Source organism: Flavitalea antarctica (genome assembly GCF_054461535.1).
Genome location: NZ_JBTLQG010000005.1, coordinates 33,556 through 49,671 on the forward strand (window position 1 = coordinate 33,556; position 16,116 = coordinate 49,671).

16 protein-coding genes are annotated in these 16,116 nt (G+C 43.3%); 8 read left to right on the forward strand and 8 right to left on the reverse strand.

Annotated elements, in window-relative coordinates:
* The first annotated feature begins 56 nt into the window (after nt 1-56).
* The 4 genes from ACX0G7_RS07125 (at nt 57) to ACX0G7_RS07140 (ending at nt 4,872) form a co-directional block, all read left to right on the forward strand.
* On the forward strand, nt 57-1,478 hold the full coding sequence (locus ACX0G7_RS07125; protein WP_458922746.1) for a M48 family metallopeptidase: 1,422 nt from the start codon (nt 57-59) through the stop codon (nt 1,476-1,478).
* Between the two features lie 500 nt (nt 1,479-1,978).
* The gene (locus ACX0G7_RS07130) at nt 1,979-3,538 is read left to right on the forward strand and encodes a DUF6770 family protein (protein ID WP_458922747.1); all 1,560 of its coding nucleotides are present in this window, start codon (nt 1,979-1,981) and stop codon (nt 3,536-3,538) included.
* A gap of 61 nt (nt 3,539-3,599) precedes the next feature.
* Entirely contained in the window at nt 3,600-4,505 is a 906-nt protein-coding gene (locus tag ACX0G7_RS07135; RefSeq protein ID WP_458922748.1) for a LysR substrate-binding domain-containing protein, read from the forward strand.
* A 67-nt stretch (nt 4,506-4,572) separates the two neighbouring features.
* Complete coding sequence (locus ACX0G7_RS07140; RefSeq protein WP_458922749.1) at nt 4,573-4,872, forward strand: hypothetical protein; 300 nt, start codon at nt 4,573-4,575, stop codon at nt 4,870-4,872.
* A gap of 161 nt (nt 4,873-5,033) precedes the next feature.
* Here ACX0G7_RS07140 and ACX0G7_RS07145 read toward each other — a convergent pair whose 3' ends face one another.
* Complete coding sequence (locus tag ACX0G7_RS07145; RefSeq protein WP_458922750.1) at nt 5,034-7,805, reverse strand: CHAT domain-containing protein; 2,772 nt, start codon at nt 7,803-7,805, stop codon at nt 5,034-5,036.
* Between the two features lie 109 nt (nt 7,806-7,914).
* Here ACX0G7_RS07145 and ACX0G7_RS07150 point away from each other — a divergent pair, with 109 nt between their 5' ends.
* Nucleotides 7,915-8,097 carry a hypothetical protein gene (locus ACX0G7_RS07150; RefSeq protein ID WP_458922751.1) on the forward strand — a complete coding sequence of 61 codons (183 nt, stop codon included), beginning with the start codon at nt 7,915-7,917 and terminating at the stop codon, nt 8,095-8,097.
* Here the strand turns inward: ACX0G7_RS07150 and ACX0G7_RS07155 are convergent.
* Genes ACX0G7_RS07155 through ACX0G7_RS07165 form a run of 3 tightly spaced genes read right to left on the reverse strand, consistent with a single transcriptional unit; the run spans nt 8,094 to nt 9,999 of the window.
* Nucleotides 8,094-8,633, reverse strand: coding sequence for a hypothetical protein (locus tag ACX0G7_RS07155; RefSeq protein WP_458922752.1), 540 nt, complete (start codon nt 8,631-8,633; stop codon nt 8,094-8,096). The genes ACX0G7_RS07150 and ACX0G7_RS07155 overlap by 4 nt on opposite strands.
* A gap of 33 nt (nt 8,634-8,666) precedes the next feature.
* Nucleotides 8,667-9,425 (reverse strand): tetratricopeptide repeat protein, encoded by a 759-nt coding sequence (locus tag ACX0G7_RS07160; protein ID WP_458922753.1) that lies wholly within the window; start codon nt 9,423-9,425, stop codon nt 8,667-8,669.
* Between the two features lies 1 nt (nt 9,426).
* On the reverse strand, nt 9,427-9,999 hold the full coding sequence (locus ACX0G7_RS07165; protein ID WP_458922754.1) for an RNA polymerase sigma factor: 573 nt from the start codon (nt 9,997-9,999) through the stop codon (nt 9,427-9,429).
* 253 nt (nt 10,000-10,252) lie between these two features.
* Between ACX0G7_RS07165 and ACX0G7_RS07170 the strand changes: the two genes are divergently transcribed.
* Complete coding sequence (locus ACX0G7_RS07170; RefSeq protein ID WP_458922755.1) at nt 10,253-10,810, forward strand: hypothetical protein; 558 nt, start codon at nt 10,253-10,255, stop codon at nt 10,808-10,810.
* A gap of 127 nt (nt 10,811-10,937) precedes the next feature.
* Here the strand turns inward: ACX0G7_RS07170 and ACX0G7_RS07175 are convergent, their stop codons facing one another.
* From ACX0G7_RS07175 to ACX0G7_RS07190, 4 genes are all read right to left on the reverse strand, one after another.
* Nucleotides 10,938-12,089 (reverse strand): PepSY-associated TM helix domain-containing protein, encoded by a 1,152-nt coding sequence (locus ACX0G7_RS07175; protein WP_458922756.1) that lies wholly within the window; start codon nt 12,087-12,089, stop codon nt 10,938-10,940.
* Between the two features lie 135 nt (nt 12,090-12,224).
* Nucleotides 12,225-12,653 carry a PH domain-containing protein gene (locus ACX0G7_RS07180; protein ID WP_458922757.1) on the reverse strand — a complete coding sequence of 143 codons (429 nt, stop codon included), beginning with the start codon at nt 12,651-12,653 and terminating at the stop codon, nt 12,225-12,227.
* A 56-nt stretch (nt 12,654-12,709) separates the two neighbouring features.
* Entirely contained in the window at nt 12,710-13,588 is an 879-nt protein-coding gene (locus ACX0G7_RS07185; RefSeq protein ID WP_458922758.1) for a sugar phosphate isomerase/epimerase family protein, read from the reverse strand.
* 76 nt (nt 13,589-13,664) lie between these two features.
* A complete protein-coding gene (locus ACX0G7_RS07190) occupies nt 13,665-14,054 on the reverse strand; it encodes a hypothetical protein (protein WP_458922759.1) in 390 nt (129 codons plus the stop codon).
* A 300-nt stretch (nt 14,055-14,354) separates the two neighbouring features.
* Between ACX0G7_RS07190 and ACX0G7_RS07195 the strand changes: the two genes are divergently transcribed.
* Both ACX0G7_RS07195 and ACX0G7_RS07200 read left to right on the forward strand, forming a co-directional pair.
* Nucleotides 14,355-15,479 (forward strand): AraC family transcriptional regulator, encoded by a 1,125-nt coding sequence (locus ACX0G7_RS07195; protein WP_458922760.1) that lies wholly within the window; start codon nt 14,355-14,357, stop codon nt 15,477-15,479.
* Nucleotides 15,480-15,483: 4 nt separating this feature from the next.
* Nucleotides 15,484-16,035: a DinB family protein gene (locus ACX0G7_RS07200; protein ID WP_458922761.1), complete on the forward strand. Its 552-nt coding sequence runs from the start codon at nt 15,484-15,486 to the stop codon at nt 16,033-16,035.
* Nucleotides 16,036-16,116: the final 81 nt, after the last annotated feature.

The window sequence follows — 16,116 nt, forward strand, 5'->3', positions numbered from 1 at the left end:
TTGCTGTCGATTTTTTGCATTTATTTGAACTCCCGAAACACTAAACCGAATCTGACGTGCTAATAAAATTGTTTCCCAGGGTCGCGAGGCGATTCAGGGCTGGTTTTTATTCATGTCCAATAATCCTCCTCCTTTTTTCGGTTAATACCTTTTCCCAATCCGGGACGTTTACTGCTGCAGCCAACAACAGCTCCGAAAGACAAGCATTACTTAAAAAACACGAGAGCCAATACCTGGCAGCACTGACACTGCTACCCAAAGAATATAAAAAAGACCTGGCTGAAGTTTATACGGTGAGGTGGAACAATATCAAAACTAAGTTTGAAGCCGGCGAAGTTTACACGTCGAACACTGCGCAGCAATACCTCGACAGGATCGTGACGGAAATAAGAACATCAAACCCAATTCTGAGGGACAAACAATTTACCTGCTACTTCTCAAGATCCGGCATTCCAAACGCGAGCTCACTAGGTGAAGGAGTGATACTGATTAATATGGGACTGTTCTCGCGTCTCGAAAATGAGAGTCAGCTTGCGTTTGTGATCTGTCACGAGATAGCGCATGTTTTCCTTCAACACAGCGAATCGGCCATCAACCAATATGTAAACAGGGTCAACTCGATAGCTTATCAGAAAGAACTGCGCGACATCAAAAATACCACTTACGGAAAAAGAGAACGACTTGACCAATTCGCCCAGCGATATTCCTTCGACAGCCGCCGCCATACAAGACAAAACGAGGACCAGGCGGATTCAATGGCGCTTGAACTTCTCCGTAATACAACCTTCGATATTAAACAGAGTCTCACCACGCTCTCCCTGCTGAATATAATCGACAAGGACACACTGAATATTGAATCAAGCCTGGTTAAAAACTTCGATGCTCCCGGTTACCCGTTTCAAAAAAGATGGCTCAAAAAAGAACAGGGATTACTTGGCGGCCATGCACAGTTAAGGGAGGAAACCTGGGACGACTCATTAAAAACACATCCTGACTGCACCAACAGAATCAAAAAGCTTACACCCTTTGTTAATAAAGCCAGCCGCCCCCATCCGATAAAAATCATAGACACCGTACTCTTTCACAGCCTCAGCAATCAGTTCAGCTATGAAAGCATAACATTTGAATTTGAACAGGAGAATTACTCCAGATCACTGTTCTATTGTCTGAGGTTATCAGAACAGCAGCAAAAACCGCGGGCGGATGGTTCAGATGAATATGTGGTGGTTATGATAGGCAAAACCCTGAACAGTATATACGCTGCCTTTAAGGAGCATCGACTAAGCAAGGTGACTGACCTTCCCTCTCCAGGCAATTCTGAACCTTATAATACGCTTTGTCAATTCATTCAGAATCTATACGCAGAAAATGTGGCGATGATCAATTACCATTTCCTGTTAAAACAAAAAGAGCAATTGTCAGGTCATCCTCAATTCAAAGGAACATTTGAGAGTGCATCAATAAACGCAATGAAATGAAATTTGGAGCAGCTGTCTATAATAACGTTGAAAAGAGATACTCAAACTGAGATTTGAAAACAGCTGTTAAAAGAATGGGAGGACAGATACTCAAAATGAGATTTGAAAACAGCTGTTAAAATGATGTGAAGAACAAATACCCAAAATGAGCTTTAAAACGGCTGTTAAAATAATGTGCAGAAGAAATACTTAAAATGAGATTTGAAGACAGCTGTTAAAATGATGCGAAGAATAGATACTCAAAAAATGAGCTTTTAAAACAGCCGGTAAAATAATGTGGAGAACAAACGCAAAATAAGCTTTCAAAACAGCTGGTAAAATAATGTAGAGAACAAATACGCCGAATGAGCTTCGAAAACGGTTAGTAAAATAATGTGAAGAACAAATATTCGAAATCATATCAGAAAACAAATAGTGAAAATAATATTAGAACACAACGAACCAACCTAACTCATATCTCTCAAATCAGTAACCAAACGATCCAAACTAACTAACAAAAAATGCTAAAGAACCTATTATTATCCGCCACCCTTACCTGTATTCTAAACCTGGTGAATGCACAGTCAAAACTGAGTATCGAAAATGTTCACGCCACCTATCTCAGGAATAGCGGAACCATCATGGAAAATCACGAGATAAAAGGTTATTTCTTTTTCTATCAAAGTGATAAAATCAACAAGTCCACGAACGAGTATACCCTCCAGATACTTGATCAGAACGTAAATAAAGTAATAGACATCAAGTTTGAAGACTCAAAAAAACTAAGTCTCCTAGAAGCTGCATACAATGGCAGCAGTTTATCATTTTTATTTAAAAATGAAGAAACAAAAACACTTGATCTTAAAGTGTACACCATTGAGGGCAAACTTAAATACACTTACACCCGTGAGTATGATAAAAGAACAGAGGACCTGATGAAGCGCTACCAGACTTTTCATTCTGATGAAGGAACCAACCAGAATGTTTTCGACCTGGGTGAAAAAGGATATGTTTCTGTTTTACCGATCAGGGAAGGCAATCATGTTACCTACCAGGTTGACTTCTATTCTACGGTTACAAAAAAACAATGGACATATATTCCGATGGACGAAGAGCGTTATTCTAATGCTGAATTCCTTGGATCAACCGATAGCCTCGTGATTCTCCAGGTGTTTCGCAAACCAAGGGCGTTGAGCGGTAGCATTACCTCACACCTCGTAGGCGTAAATTTCGTGACCCGGAAGCTGGCCTTCGATATTGCAGATAATGAGGGCGATGAATTTAAGTTTGTACCAACCAATATTGTACATCTTAAGGATGATAACAGGATCATGGTGATGGGAAACTACTTTGGCCAGGATGCGAAGATCATGAAAGACCATAGTGAAGGAATTGCAGTGTTCGAAATAAACACAAAGGGTAAGATACTTTCCAGGAAATACAACAGCTGGGAACTCGATTTTGCAAAACATCTGCCAGTTAACCGTAAAGGGAAAATTGAAAGCCTCGGATACCTGTTTGTGCACAAAATGATCAAGACACCAGACGGCAAGCTGTTTGTTGTTGGCGAGGGTTACAAGAGACAGGCCAGTGCCGGGGGGATCGCATTGACCGCCCTGAGCGTGGCGGGAGTAAGGTCCAATGCAGGCGTCACAAAAATAGTTGTTACTGATATGGTGATGATGGAGTTTGATGCTAAATACAACGTCGTAAATGCATCAATTTTTGACAAGACAAATAATACAGCGGAGGCCTCAACCATGAGTGACTACAGCAGTCAGCATGCGATTGCTCTATATCTGAAAACGGTCGGCGCCTTTGATTATGAGTTTACCACTACAGACGCCGATAACAATAACTTTGCAGTTTGTTTCAGCGACTGGGTCAGAAATAAAGAATACAAGGGCAAGACATTTAACTCGATCCGTTACAATGGCAACAAGTTTGTTACAGATAAGATTGAGTTGAAATCAAGCGCAAGCAGTATGAAGGTTTTTCCTGCTAAGGCGGGTTCGGTCCTGATCCTGGAGTACTTTAAAAAAGCAAAGAAAATCGAATTCAGACTCGAAAGAATAGGGTAATATTGAGTTGTGAGTGATGAGTTATGAGTGATGAGTTTGGATAAATATCAACGGGATTAATATGCTTTCTACTCATCATCTGGTTTTCCTGGAAGTTGCCAGGCAACTGAGCTTCTCGAGGGCGGGCCAGGTGTTGTATATTTCACAACCGGCCATCAGCAAACACATAAAGTTCCTGGAGAATCATTATAAATGCCGGTTGTTTGAAAGGAAAGGAATTCAGATACAGTTAACTCCCGCGGGGAAGTTACTCATGGAACGGGTGCTCCATATCAAAAACATCCAGGAAGAAACGGAATTCCAGATAACCTCGATAAGTAACGAATCAGAAGCGAGGGGAACATTGAAACTCGGCGCAAGTACAACGGTGGCATTATATATTCTCCCCCGGATACTGTCCGTGTTCCATAAAAAGTTTCCTGAACTGGAGATCAGCCTGCTAAACCGGAATTCCGAAATAGTGCTGGCGGCACTGATCGACCAGGAGATCAATCTCGGTATTGTGGAACAACGAAGCAAACTCACTAATGTCGTTTATCATCCGTTTATCAGCGATAAGGTAATTGCCGTGTGCAACAAAAGTAGCCCGATTGCCAGGAAGAAATCTTACCCGCTTCAGTCCATACTTAACATGCCCGTTGCGCTTCGCGAAAGGGGAAGCGGCACACTAGACGCATTGCAGTTCACCCTGGCTAAACAAAAGATCTCACTGAATCAGCTAAATGTGAAGGTGAGACTCGGCGGTACCGAAGCACTGAAAAATTTCCTGGTCGAGTCGGAATGCCTTGGATTTTTGCCCCGTCGTTCTGTCCTCAAGGAGCTGGCCGATAAAGAACTTACCGAAATAAACTTCGAAGGGCTCAACATAGAAAGAAACTTTTACTTCATCCAACGAAAGGGCGAAAGCAGTGAATTAACAAAATCTTTTATCAGGATTGCGCGCGATTCTCATAACCTGCGGTTATAGGTTATAACCATTTTGTATCGATCTGGTTATATACTTTAGGCTATTTTTGAGGGGAGAAATCTACTATATGAAGATGAAGCTACTATCGCATTTTAAGGCATCTTACCCTGGTTTAAAGCAATTCCGTTCAGCCAAAGAAAGCATAATGGAGCGCCTTAAGCTTTCGGACGGAACCACATCCGGACTCACAGAAGAGACTTTGGAAGAGGGGGATTCAGAAATCACCGCCTCAGCCGGTTCCATGTTGTGTCCCCATGCCCATGCAAGTTTTATGGGATTACGTAAATTAATCGAAAAGGACTGGTTTGAAAGTGAGGGCACATTTCAAGCGACACATATACTTACCGGTTACCGGTTTTCATATTAGGCCCGGCATACCCGGTGTTCAGATATTTCAGCTGATATTTTTCGTGGTGCAAAATATTCAGCCCTGGAAAGGCTATATCGAGGGATACGATGTATTATCTACGTCATCCGTCGGTACATCATTAATGAAATCGGTCGGGTGATTTATATAAAAGATTGCGTTTATTCTCTCTGAAACTTTAAAGCGGTTACCGCAAGTAATACAATCAGGATCGTAAAAAATAAAGCGACACCAACAAGCGTCGGCAAATTACCACCCAGGCGCGGAAGCATCAGGGGCTTGCCTTCCACAACACTGCCCGCCCAAAAATAGGGCATGGCCTTTTCACCTTTTGCTGTTCCCAGGTATTTTATCTTGGCCTGCTGCAAGGCAACATCCACTGGTAAACCTTCCCTCAAAAAATCATAAAATAATTCATTCAACTGGTAAGTTGTTTTACTGTCAACCGGCCAGAGATTCACAATTGATGTAGGAATTCCTATGGCCGCAAAAGCGCGGTTGAAGCTAAAGACGCCCTCGCCCTTATAAAACTGACCGATGCCCGACTCGCAGGCGGCGAGAACAATCAACATGGTTACCGGCTTCGCAGAAACTATCAGGTCGTTCAGGTAAAGTAATGAGTCTGCAAAGTAAATAACGGGATCTGCCCGTTGGCCCCTGGCATCTGCATGGGTGTATAAGTGGACGATCTCGTATTTATGAAAATTATCGAGAAAGTTTTTCTTTGTAGCGGTCCGGGAAAACATACCCGCGTAGCTAAAACCTTCAGCCAGGCTCCTCAGGGATAAATCACTGCCAGCAAGTTCACTCACATTCAAACGCCCGGAATACTCTACAGGAGCCACACCCAGCAACCTGGGTATCGAAATCGGTTTTGCCGCGTCAGAACCGTCCGCCAGGTAAGTTGCAGAGTAGACATAACTAACTGCATAATCCTCCAACAGGTATCGGTTGCTCCCCTTCGCGATATTTGTTACCAGCGCCTCAAATGGAAAATGATTCGAGCCCGGGGATATCATGATCCGACCAGGCGGTATCTCATTATTTCCAAACACCAATTGATAAAGGGCATTCGCATTTCGGGACCATTTTTGAAACGCATCGCTATATACCTCCGGTTTCATCAATCCCTTCTGAAAATCCACGACGAGACAGTCGTAGCTTTTCTTATCGATCTTGTGAAAGAATTGTTTTTGTCCAATGAACTTCAACAAATACACAACGGAATCGCCATCAAAAATGTTTATATATGCCTGGTGAGTTGTAAGAATTTTGTTTACAGCTTTCAAAGCCGCCACAGAATCATGGGTTAACTCACCATGACGCACCAGGGGTTGGCTGGCGGAAACGGGGATCCTCAAAAGATATTCTTGTTGTTCAAGTTCGAGGACCCTTCTTTGTAACGAAGCATAAGAAGGATCATCTTTATTTGTTTGGGAAATACGCTCATTAAGGGCCTTGATTTCGGCACGAAGCGCTGCCTTAATTTTTAGTTCCGCAGGTTGCAAAGCACGAATTTCACTAATCTGGTCTTGTAACAAAACCGCCCTGCTTTTTTCAAAAAAATACAATGCAATATTTTTGTCATCTAACAAATAACAGGATTCGATGGCACGTTCGTACAGATGAATCGCTTGCTTACGCCAGTACAACTTGGAATCCGCTGTATGATATTCATTTTTCAGCCGGGATAGCAACTGATCAGCGCGGTCGTAAAAATCAATAGCGCGCTTCAGTGATTTATGATCGCCAGATAATTTGCCCATTTGCAGATAAACATCAGCAGTCGATAACAACAGTTTAATGGCATATGGTGCCCGCTTTTCCAATGCGAAGGTCAGCAAATGACCAGGCGCGTCTTTAGGGTTACGGATATCAACCCCCAACACAGCGGACGCCATATCAATAAATTGCAGTGCAAGCTTCAGATTATCAGACCTTAGATATGCCTGTGATATGGTATTCAGAATCGAAACGGAGTCGATCTCAACTGCGTGACGTAATGCAAGCTTGCTATATTTTATACAAAGATCAGTGCGGTTAAAATATTCCATATAGGTTTGCCCGAGGATTTCGTAGCACTCTGCAAGGCCCTTTGCATATCTTTCCTTCCGGTGATTTTCAATGGCGATAACAAGCGAAGCGATAGCCGAATCGGGTTTATTCCGAAGCAGGTATAAGTCGGCATTTATGCCGTATAGAGTACCCAGGAATCCAATCTTTCGTAGCTTTTCGTGTTCCTGTAAAATATTGTGAAGTATTTTTTGCGCCACCTCTGTTTCGCCCAGGTACATATGGGCCTGTACCTTATAAACGATTATTGAAGTAGCCCTGTGAAATGCAGTGCCATCATCATGAAAATATTTTTTTATAATGGCCTCACCCAAATCAGCATAACTAATGCAGGCCCTGTAATCCCCTTTATTATATAACCACGCAACCTGTTCTTCTATAAGCAGCGAAGTATTGTAATAGTCGGTATTTAATTCCTTGTCCACCGAAATGCAGCTGTCTACCATATTCATCTGCATTGAATATTGATCCAGCGAATCATAACAGGCAACCATCAGGTAAAAGTTCTTCGCGAGTTGCTCCAGGCTTTTCTCTTTGTTATCGGTCGGTCTCCTGAAAAATAGCCTGGCTTTCCCGGCCCATTGTAGTGCATTTGTATAATCATCCTTGTCATAATATATAACGCTGATCATCCGCTGCACCCGGCCGCGGATATGTGCGTCCTGCATTGCCTTAAGAGAAAGGGCAGAGTCAATAGCTATCCATGTACTTAAATTTTCCGGGCTTCTTGCGTTGTCAGCTGAAAGTTTTTCTAAAATACAATCACTGTCTGTGCAATGCACGGACAGTGATTGTGAATTTGCGGGATTGCCGGACAACATTGTTACCAGGCAACAGATATAGTATATTATCCCTTTCAAAATATAGGATCTTAAGATTCTCACTCACATTTCTATAAGAGCCGCACCAATAACAAACGAAGACGAGTAACCGGCAACTGCGATCAGCGTCAGCGATAACAGGCAACAAATGACACCGCCTATAATGACACCGGCAACGGCAACATGTACCAATCGCAGTGATACTAATTACAGCGTTAGCAATAATAGCTACTGTAATAACAGCAGCCCCAATAACAGCAGCGACAATTACAGCCAGGTTACCAGCATCCATACTACCAATACCATCCGGGCAAAACTGGAGCTCCACTAGTAATAGCTACATTCCCATCCTTCAAAATCATATTTGGATGTGTAGCCTGGGCGGGGACGGGGACATTGGGGCGGTGTATGACCGGTATCGGATCCGGCTTCCAGAGACATCATTTGTGCACCGGCCCTCGGCGTGTCACTGCCCTGGTAGGATGAGTCGGCTTTGAAAGTTGAATTGTTATAATTATCCTTTACGTCTGTAATTCTCACTGTATAATATTGCACCTCAAGCAGCCGTTTCCCTTCAACCGCAATTCTCTGCCAGGTATAACCAAGCCTGTATTTGCCCTGGTAACCATATTTGTCGACATGATTTGCCTGTATCTGCGCGGTTATCTTTTTAAGTTCGGCATCTATTGCACTGTCCTTATCAAATTCCTCGGGATAATTATTAACGGACAAATACAATCTTCCCCATTTTCGGACATTTGAATGAGATGAACATGGCCAGCATCTTCTACGGGAAACTAATAAGCCGGCGGCAAATGATGCCAGGCCGAGGGCAATCAGCGAAGTGGTGCTTGTCTTTACAGGCATAGTGAATAGGTTTAAGTAATATATAATAAAACGTTACCAGTTACTGAGCCAGGCTTCGGCAATCTCACTATGTGTTTCTTTGTTTTTGACAACGTTCTGCAAAATTTTCTTTGCCTTGTCGTTGTCACCTGGTTGGTTGCGTTTCATCAGGGTAACCGCAGTGTAAAAGTTTCCGGGGTTGGACTTCAGTCCCTGCACAGATGACAGGTTCTGGAAATATTGAAGAGCTTTGTCGTATTCTTTCATCATAAGCGCCGCAATGCCTGCATATTCGCGTGCTTTGACATCTGTTGGATATTGTTTGGCTAAGTTTTCAAATATGGCCAGTGCCTCCGCATACTTGCCTTTATCGTTTAACTGCCTTGCCATGGTCATGCTATCCGCAGTTGTACCCATGGTAACACCTAATGTCTGGAATTCTTCTGATATGAACTTATCAGCCATCTGCTGAGGGGAAGGATTTTTGGTATACAAGTAGCCACTTACTAAAACAGCACTGAATACGGCTGCAGCAACAGCGTATTTCCAGATTTTCCGTACAATTGCCCCTTTTGAGTCTGCAGGGGCCAGATGGTCAGCAACCACCATTTTAGAACTATCATATACCTGGCGGAATCGGGCCTTCTTTTCTGTGTTGAGCTGATCCTTAACTGTTGCCACCGAACTCATATAAAAAGCTACCTCTTTGGCAAAATCGGGATCATTTTGAATTGCCTTTTCAAATTCCCGGGCCTCGACCGCGTTTAGTGTACCCTGGAAATAATTTTCAATGTGTTCGAGGCTCTGTGACATGTTATGTGTTTTTGTATGATTGTCTTAATTTCTCAAGACAACGGATCCTGCTGGTTTTCGCTACCTCACCGGTTTTGTAGTCAGCTATTTCCGCAATCTCCTTATCACTGTATCCTTCCGCAAATAGATTGAGCAGTCTCTTACATTTTTCACCTAACAACTCCAGCTGATGTTTCAGTTGCTCAAAGTCTGATCTTTCAATCAATTGTTGAATTACTGGTTTCGCGGTATCAGACAACTGCATCATCATATCATCAATCGCAGACGTTTGGTGAACGCTCATCTTATTTGTCGTCTTTTTACGGATAAGGTCAACACATTTATTATGAAATATTTTGTATAAATAAGTTTTAAGGCTGGACCTGTTCTCAAAGAGTCCTTTTGTAATAGTGTCGATTGCTGAAAGGATGCTATCGGCATATGCATCAAATGACTCTTCTTCGGTTATAGAATATTTGTGACTGCCTTCGCGGATAAAGTAAGCGTACTTCCTGAAGAGTTGGTCCTCTGCCGTCCGCCGTGGAACCCCGTCCAGGCGCAGGTTGCGTGTTATTTCAAAGTCTTGATCATTCAAAGGGGAAGTAAAGGATGGCATAAGTGTTCCTCCTTATAGAAAGATATGTAAAAATGCGTATAAAAAAAATTTGAGTTTTCTGTTACCCTAATGTTTCCCGTCCACGACCAAATAGTGCAGGCCTGCTGGCAAACACTAAAAGGAATCATCCAAACAGTGACCAGGCAGCAGGGACCCCGGACGTTAACACCGGAATGCTTTAAATCCGCTCATCCTCGCCACAAATTTTATATAATCTACAAATTTAAAAAAAATGAAACCTATTTTAGTAAGGCTACTGGCCTTCCTCTCTCCGCTCGCACTTAATGATGCAGCAATAGCACAAAGTTCTTCACCACTGAACTTTACTCCAACAAATGTTAACGCCACCATTGCGCCTTATGTTGCCGCAGAAGCTGATCTCAGGTCGCTCACAGAAATGAAAGCAATATCACCAAAAATGTTTGAAAGATTCAGCCGCGATTTTAAAACAGCGTATGATATCAAGGTCCTGGATGATAAGAAACTTAAGACCGTCCAGATCAACCACAAAACCGATGGTGACATGAACAGGACTACCTACACACGTAAAGGCAAATTCCTGCACAACATCAAACATTACGACTACACCAAGCTTCCTGAATCAATCGCTGACATGGTAAATGATGCGTACCCAAGGTATGAGATCTTTGGAGGCGTAGCCCAGATACAGGTAATGAACAAGTACGCGTATTTTGTGCTGATCGAAAATAAGACATCATGGAAACGTTTGAAAGTGGTAAATGGCGAGATCGAAGTTTACGAAGAATTCGACAAGCCTGCTAACCAATGACAGGCCCCGACTTTACCACCCCCAACTTCTGTCACCCTTTTTACATCCCACCCATCCACTAAAAGGCTGTGTCATAATCATGACGCAGCCTTTTCTTGTTTTTCGGTTACACATCGCCGTTACTTAACTATATTGTCTCTTCCAATCTCACTGATTTTGGACTCCTTGCAGCTAAACTTCTTTTTTTGTTCCTGCCTCTCCAGATAAGGAAACCGGTAACAGGCAGGCTTGCTGCGATCAGGCTGGCAAAAAATGCCAATAGCTTTCCCGGTAAACCAAGAATTGCACCAACATGCAGGTCGTAGTTCATACGCACGATTTTATCAGCTACCGCCGCTTCCGAAAATTTGCCGGCATAACTTCCCACTGCAGGCAACTCATCTCCTGTGTACTGATCATAATGATAATAATCGTTCATATAATAAGTCCCCGGCTTATGATTGATAATCACTTCGAGGGGATCGGTAGGAAGAGATGCGAAAAATACTGATATACTCTCGTTGTCTTTCAGCTCAGCCCGATGGTTGTTCCAAAGATGATCAGCCATATTGGTATAGGCCGCTGGTTTTGTTATATCAGAAACCGGGTGCGCATGATCCACCATAGTTTCTCCCCCGCTGCTGACCCAATACACTGACCTGGCGAACCACTGGAATCCAAACACCAGCCCGGTTATCGCCAGAAATATAGCGACCCAGGTCATATAGAAACCAAGCACATTATGGAGATCGTAATTTCGTCTTCTCCATTTGCCGTTCCATTTTATGCTAAAGCGCTGTTTACGTGCACCCGTATTTTTCGGCCACCACAAAATGAGACCGCTGATCATCATCACCAGGAAAACCAGTGTGGCAGAAGCAGCAATAGGTTGCCCGATATGTTCGGGTAGCCATAGATAGTAATGACCATTGAGCACGATACGAAAAAAATCTTCGTTCATGTTCTTATGTTTCAATACTTTGCCGCTGTAAGGATCCAGGTAAACAAGCTCGTAGTGACTGGAATCATACCACGAAGCAATGGCAGCTTTACCGGGGCCGGGATATTCAACACCCAAAGCCTGGCCGGATGATAATTTTCCATTGGCTATCGACTTCAGAGCAGATGGTGGCAGGACCGGACCGGCTTGTTTTTCCACCTTGCGGAAAGGCTCGGTCAGACTCCTGATCTCGAGCTCAAATGCCAACAGACACCCGGTAACTCCCAGGATTACAATGATTAGACCCGATCCGAGGCCCAGGACCAGGTGGAGCTTTCGAACCAATATTTTGAATGACATGTTTCGTTTTGTGTACCTCATGTATCGTACCGAGCGCTTCGGAAACCGGCAAATGTTAATACGCAAACGTATAGAAACACAGAAAAGGAACTTTATGCAATCGGGAAAGGGATTTACGAGAACCGAAATAATATGTCAGGACAGACCTTTTTTATCCTTTCGCATGATGACTTCAATACCGGGTTTTACGGCCAGGAGTTCGCGGATAAATGCACCTTTATCTTTTGGTGAAACCAATATGCTGTCCTTACCCTGTAACCTGATTTCAAGCCGGTCGAGTGAGGTGGCCGGGGCACTCAGGGGATTAAATGTCTCCCGGACAACAGCAATTTCATGAATGTTAATCTCTTTGTCGATCAGGAATCCGCATTTGATCCTCAGCAGGTTTCCTTTTATATCATACCAGGTAGTCAGAAACACGTGTAAAACAAAAATCATCACCAGCAAGATGATTACCACGCCGATCCAGTTTTGTGCCCTTGATGAGAGCATCAGCCCCCCAAATAACACTACACCAACCGGGATGGCAAGTTCAGGTCCTATCCTGGATCTAAATTGACTCATAAATAGTTTATTTTTTCGTCGGATGCCGAAACAAGGCAACAAGAAGAAAAATCACTTTATTTAAGTTTATTTACCTGCTCATTATAATATTGCAGCGCAAGTTTAACCGAAGACAGGTTGCCGGAGCTTTCAATGGAATCCCTTTCAATATAAATATGACCCTTGAACTGCTGGTCCTTCAATTCCTGGAATATCGCGGGAAAGTTGACGACACCGGTACCTGCCCTTACATCTTTCAATGCCGGCTGATTGAAGGCTGCAATGTCCTTCATATGTATCGCGATAATCCGGCCTTTAAATTTTTTCACGGCTTCGAGCGGGTCAATACCGCTCTTTGGAAAATGCCCCAGATCAGCACATACACCAAAATTCGGATGATCCTTTAATGCCATTAAGGTGGTATCAGGGTTCCAGTATTGGCTCACACCTTTCCAGTGCTCATGAATGGCGACCATGAGTCCATAAGCACCGGCAAGGCTATCGATACTATTCAGCATGTTGAGCGGGGGCTCCGTCGTCACAAATTTTGCTCCCAATTTTTTTGCAACGTCGAACTGCTTGGCCCATGATTGAATGGTTGAATCACCAACAACATATACAGATTCACAGATCAGGCCCTTTTCAGCAATCATTGATTTGAGCTTGTCCAGACCAGAAGCCGATAACCTGCCGACAAGGGTGTCCTTCAGTGCCGGCCCCGATGGGTGGAAAGTGTTGGGCTCGATATATTTTAAACCGGCGCTGTCGACCCGATTCAAAGACTCAGGAAAGTTTACATCGTGAAATGTCCACAAGGCGATGCCAAATTTCCAGTCTTCAGTGGGACTCACCTTGCCTGCTACCGCCGGATCTGGCTGCTCATCCGCGGCCGGCTTCCCGTCAGAACATGCATTCAGAAATATGATAAGGGCGAAAAGTAATCCGGCAGGTTTCATTCTTAATAATTTCCCTTAAGATAGAACTTATAGGCAACATTGAAAAACCATGATCCATATGAAATTAGTCAACCGTTCACGCACGTTTTGCTGTGGTCAATTGTTTCTGACTGCCTGATTGCAGCACAACCATCAATCCAACCCATGCGGCAACTACAATAATCAATACGTTCCCTGTCACCGACATGTGGGATCCAGCTAGCCCAACCACAATCACGCTTGCGAGTATCCAAATGATATCAAGTGTACTCACCAACCTCAAGGCCGGAAAACGTATCGTTTTAGATAATGCTATTCTTACCACGTACAAACCGAAAATTATAAGGAAGATTCCGGTATAAACGAATGGACGGTGCTGATCAAGTCCAAAGATCAAAGCAACCGTCCTGGCGAAAGCAACTAATCCTGCGCCGGTAACTGCGGAGCTTATTCCATTAAGCAACAAAACCGATTTTAGTGTCAACATAAAAAATTTGTTTAAGAATTAATAAAAGGATTTCATTTACCTGAGAAGTTTTCGATGTATCAAAACTACGCCTGCCACTCACCCCGGGTTTCATCATGAGGCGCCAACCCATGTTCATTTTGTGACAGGCAGGTGATGCCAGAGTATTTGCATTTCACGACAGGATGATAATGAAAAGAGATTGGTTGATATATTTGCGCCTCAGTGTTCGGCACATTTATCCTGGCAAAAATTTAGCTGACGTAATATTTAAGTGATCTATGCTACTAACAGCCAGTGACCGACAATAAACTGCTGCGAATGGAAGATTTTCAAAAGAAACTTATTCTGGCGCTACTCGCCTATGTTTCACAAAGAGGTGTAAACTCCCACCGGCTCTGTGATCTGGCAGGCATTGATTACAAATCATTTCAAAAGAAAAACAGCAGACCGGTTTCTCCTGAGCAGATAAACAGCCTTTGGAAAAATGCTTCTCACCTTACGGGCGATCCATTCTTCGGCCTTCATTTTGGAGAATCCATGCAGCTCGCTGCCCTCGGCATAATCGGCCAGATCGTGCTCACAAGCGCTACTGTGGGAGAAGCATTATCAAACGCAGGTTCTCTTACACCACTGATCACTGATATGTTCCAGATGCGTATTCATCATGAAAAAAATAAGTTCAGAATTACCTTCAGCGCAGACCTGGCAAAAGCAACAAAATTTAATTCAACATACCGGCACATGTCCGACTTCCTGGTTGTTTTCAGCTGCCATGAATTGAGAGGTCTTCTCCTCGAAAACTTAGAACCGATAGAAGCAAACATACCTCACATAAAAAATGGGGATCAGAAGGCGGATGAAGTTTCTCTTATCACGCTTAATCAAGCTCGTGGTGTGATCGGATCAAACGGAACCATGATTGGTGTGGTCAGAGATATTGATGCTGCCTATGAATACCAAAGGGTTTTAAATTGTAAAGTCTCAAGAAAAGTTGACGAAGCCTGGATCGAATTTCCTGCAAAAGTGCTGCAGCAGGAGATACTAAGCGCCAACTATGAATTACAAAATCATTTGTTAAATCAGGTCAGTCCGCTGATGAAACCCGTTGAAGCCGATGGCTCGTTTCATAAAAAGGTGTATAATTATTTATTATCCAATTCGTTCCTGTATTCTCTTACACTTGAGGCTGTAGCATCGAACTTTAATATGAGTGTGCGGAGCTTACAAAGAAAACTAAAAAACGAAGGCATCACATTCCTCGAAATTGTAGATGCAGTGAGAATGGCCCTGGCAGTTACATACCTGAGATCCGGAAATTACCCCATGAAAGATATTGCTTTTACTCTCGGCTACAATGAACCGACAGCCTTTGTGCGTGCGTTTAAGAGATGGACAGGTCAGACACCTGTCGCTTACAAAACTTCCATTCAAACCGAAAAGTGATCAAATGAAAATTACAAAACCAACTGAACAGGAAACGAACGTCTTTTACAATAAATATATAGACCTTGTCGAACAACCTGACCTGGTCGGCGCTTTGCGAGAGAATCATGACAAAGCGGTTAGCCTGTTCAGCAGTATTCCTCCGGAGATTGAAGTATTCAGATATGATACCAATAAATGGTCAATAAAAGAGGTGCTGATGCACATAATAGATTTCGAACGTTACCTGTTCTTTAAGGCATTTGTTTCGCTCAGGAACGATACCGTTACCCATCTCCACCATCCGGACAGAGATCATTATCTTCAGAATGCACATACCGAAACGAGGTCATTGACTGATCTGATCCCTGAATTTTCGGCAGTGAGATCAGCAACGATCAGTCTTTTCAGGCATGCCAACCCGTTCCAGCTTTCACATACCGTGTTACATAATAATGCAAATCATGCCATCTCGGCCCGGGCGATCGGGTTTGCTATTGCCGGTCATAGTATACACCATATGCGTATCATCAGTGAAAGATACCTGCGTTTGTCACGGCGGGGGCATGAATCGTAAATACAATCTCCAGCCATATAATGGTCACGAACCAGGATATGATTGATGCTGTGATATGGCTCACGAACCGGAATATAATTG

What these genes read in the sequence shown, in the direction of transcription:
- ACX0G7_RS07130 (WP_458922747.1), top strand. Translation starts at nt 1,979, where the DNA reads ATGCTAAAGAACCTATTATTATCCGCCACCCTTACCTGTATTCTAAAC.
- ACX0G7_RS07135 (WP_458922748.1), top strand. Translation starts at nt 3,600, where the DNA reads ATGCTTTCTACTCATCATCTGGTTTTCCTGGAAGTTGCCAGGCAACTG.
- ACX0G7_RS07140 (WP_458922749.1), top strand. Translation starts at nt 4,573, where the DNA reads ATGAAGATGAAGCTACTATCGCATTTTAAGGCATCTTACCCTGGTTTA.
- ACX0G7_RS07150 (WP_458922751.1), top strand. Translation starts at nt 7,915, where the DNA reads ATGACACCGCCTATAATGACACCGGCAACGGCAACATGTACCAATCGC.
- ACX0G7_RS07155 (WP_458922752.1), bottom strand. Translation starts at nt 8,633, where the DNA reads ATGCCTGTAAAGACAAGCACCACTTCGCTGATTGCCCTCGGCCTGGCA.
- ACX0G7_RS07160 (WP_458922753.1), bottom strand. Translation starts at nt 9,425, where the DNA reads ATGTCACAGAGCCTCGAACACATTGAAAATTATTTCCAGGGTACACTA.
- ACX0G7_RS07170 (WP_458922755.1), top strand. Translation starts at nt 10,253, where the DNA reads ATGAAACCTATTTTAGTAAGGCTACTGGCCTTCCTCTCTCCGCTCGCA.
- ACX0G7_RS07175 (WP_458922756.1), bottom strand. Translation starts at nt 12,089, where the DNA reads ATGTCATTCAAAATATTGGTTCGAAAGCTCCACCTGGTCCTGGGCCTC.
- ACX0G7_RS07180 (WP_458922757.1), bottom strand. Translation starts at nt 12,653, where the DNA reads ATGAGTCAATTTAGATCCAGGATAGGACCTGAACTTGCCATCCCGGTT.
- ACX0G7_RS07185 (WP_458922758.1), bottom strand. Translation starts at nt 13,588, where the DNA reads ATGAAACCTGCCGGATTACTTTTCGCCCTTATCATATTTCTGAATGCA.
- ACX0G7_RS07190 (WP_458922759.1), bottom strand. Translation starts at nt 14,054, where the DNA reads ATGTTGACACTAAAATCGGTTTTGTTGCTTAATGGAATAAGCTCCGCA.
- ACX0G7_RS07195 (WP_458922760.1), top strand. Translation starts at nt 14,355, where the DNA reads ATGGAAGATTTTCAAAAGAAACTTATTCTGGCGCTACTCGCCTATGTT.
- ACX0G7_RS07200 (WP_458922761.1), top strand. Translation starts at nt 15,484, where the DNA reads ATGAAAATTACAAAACCAACTGAACAGGAAACGAACGTCTTTTACAAT.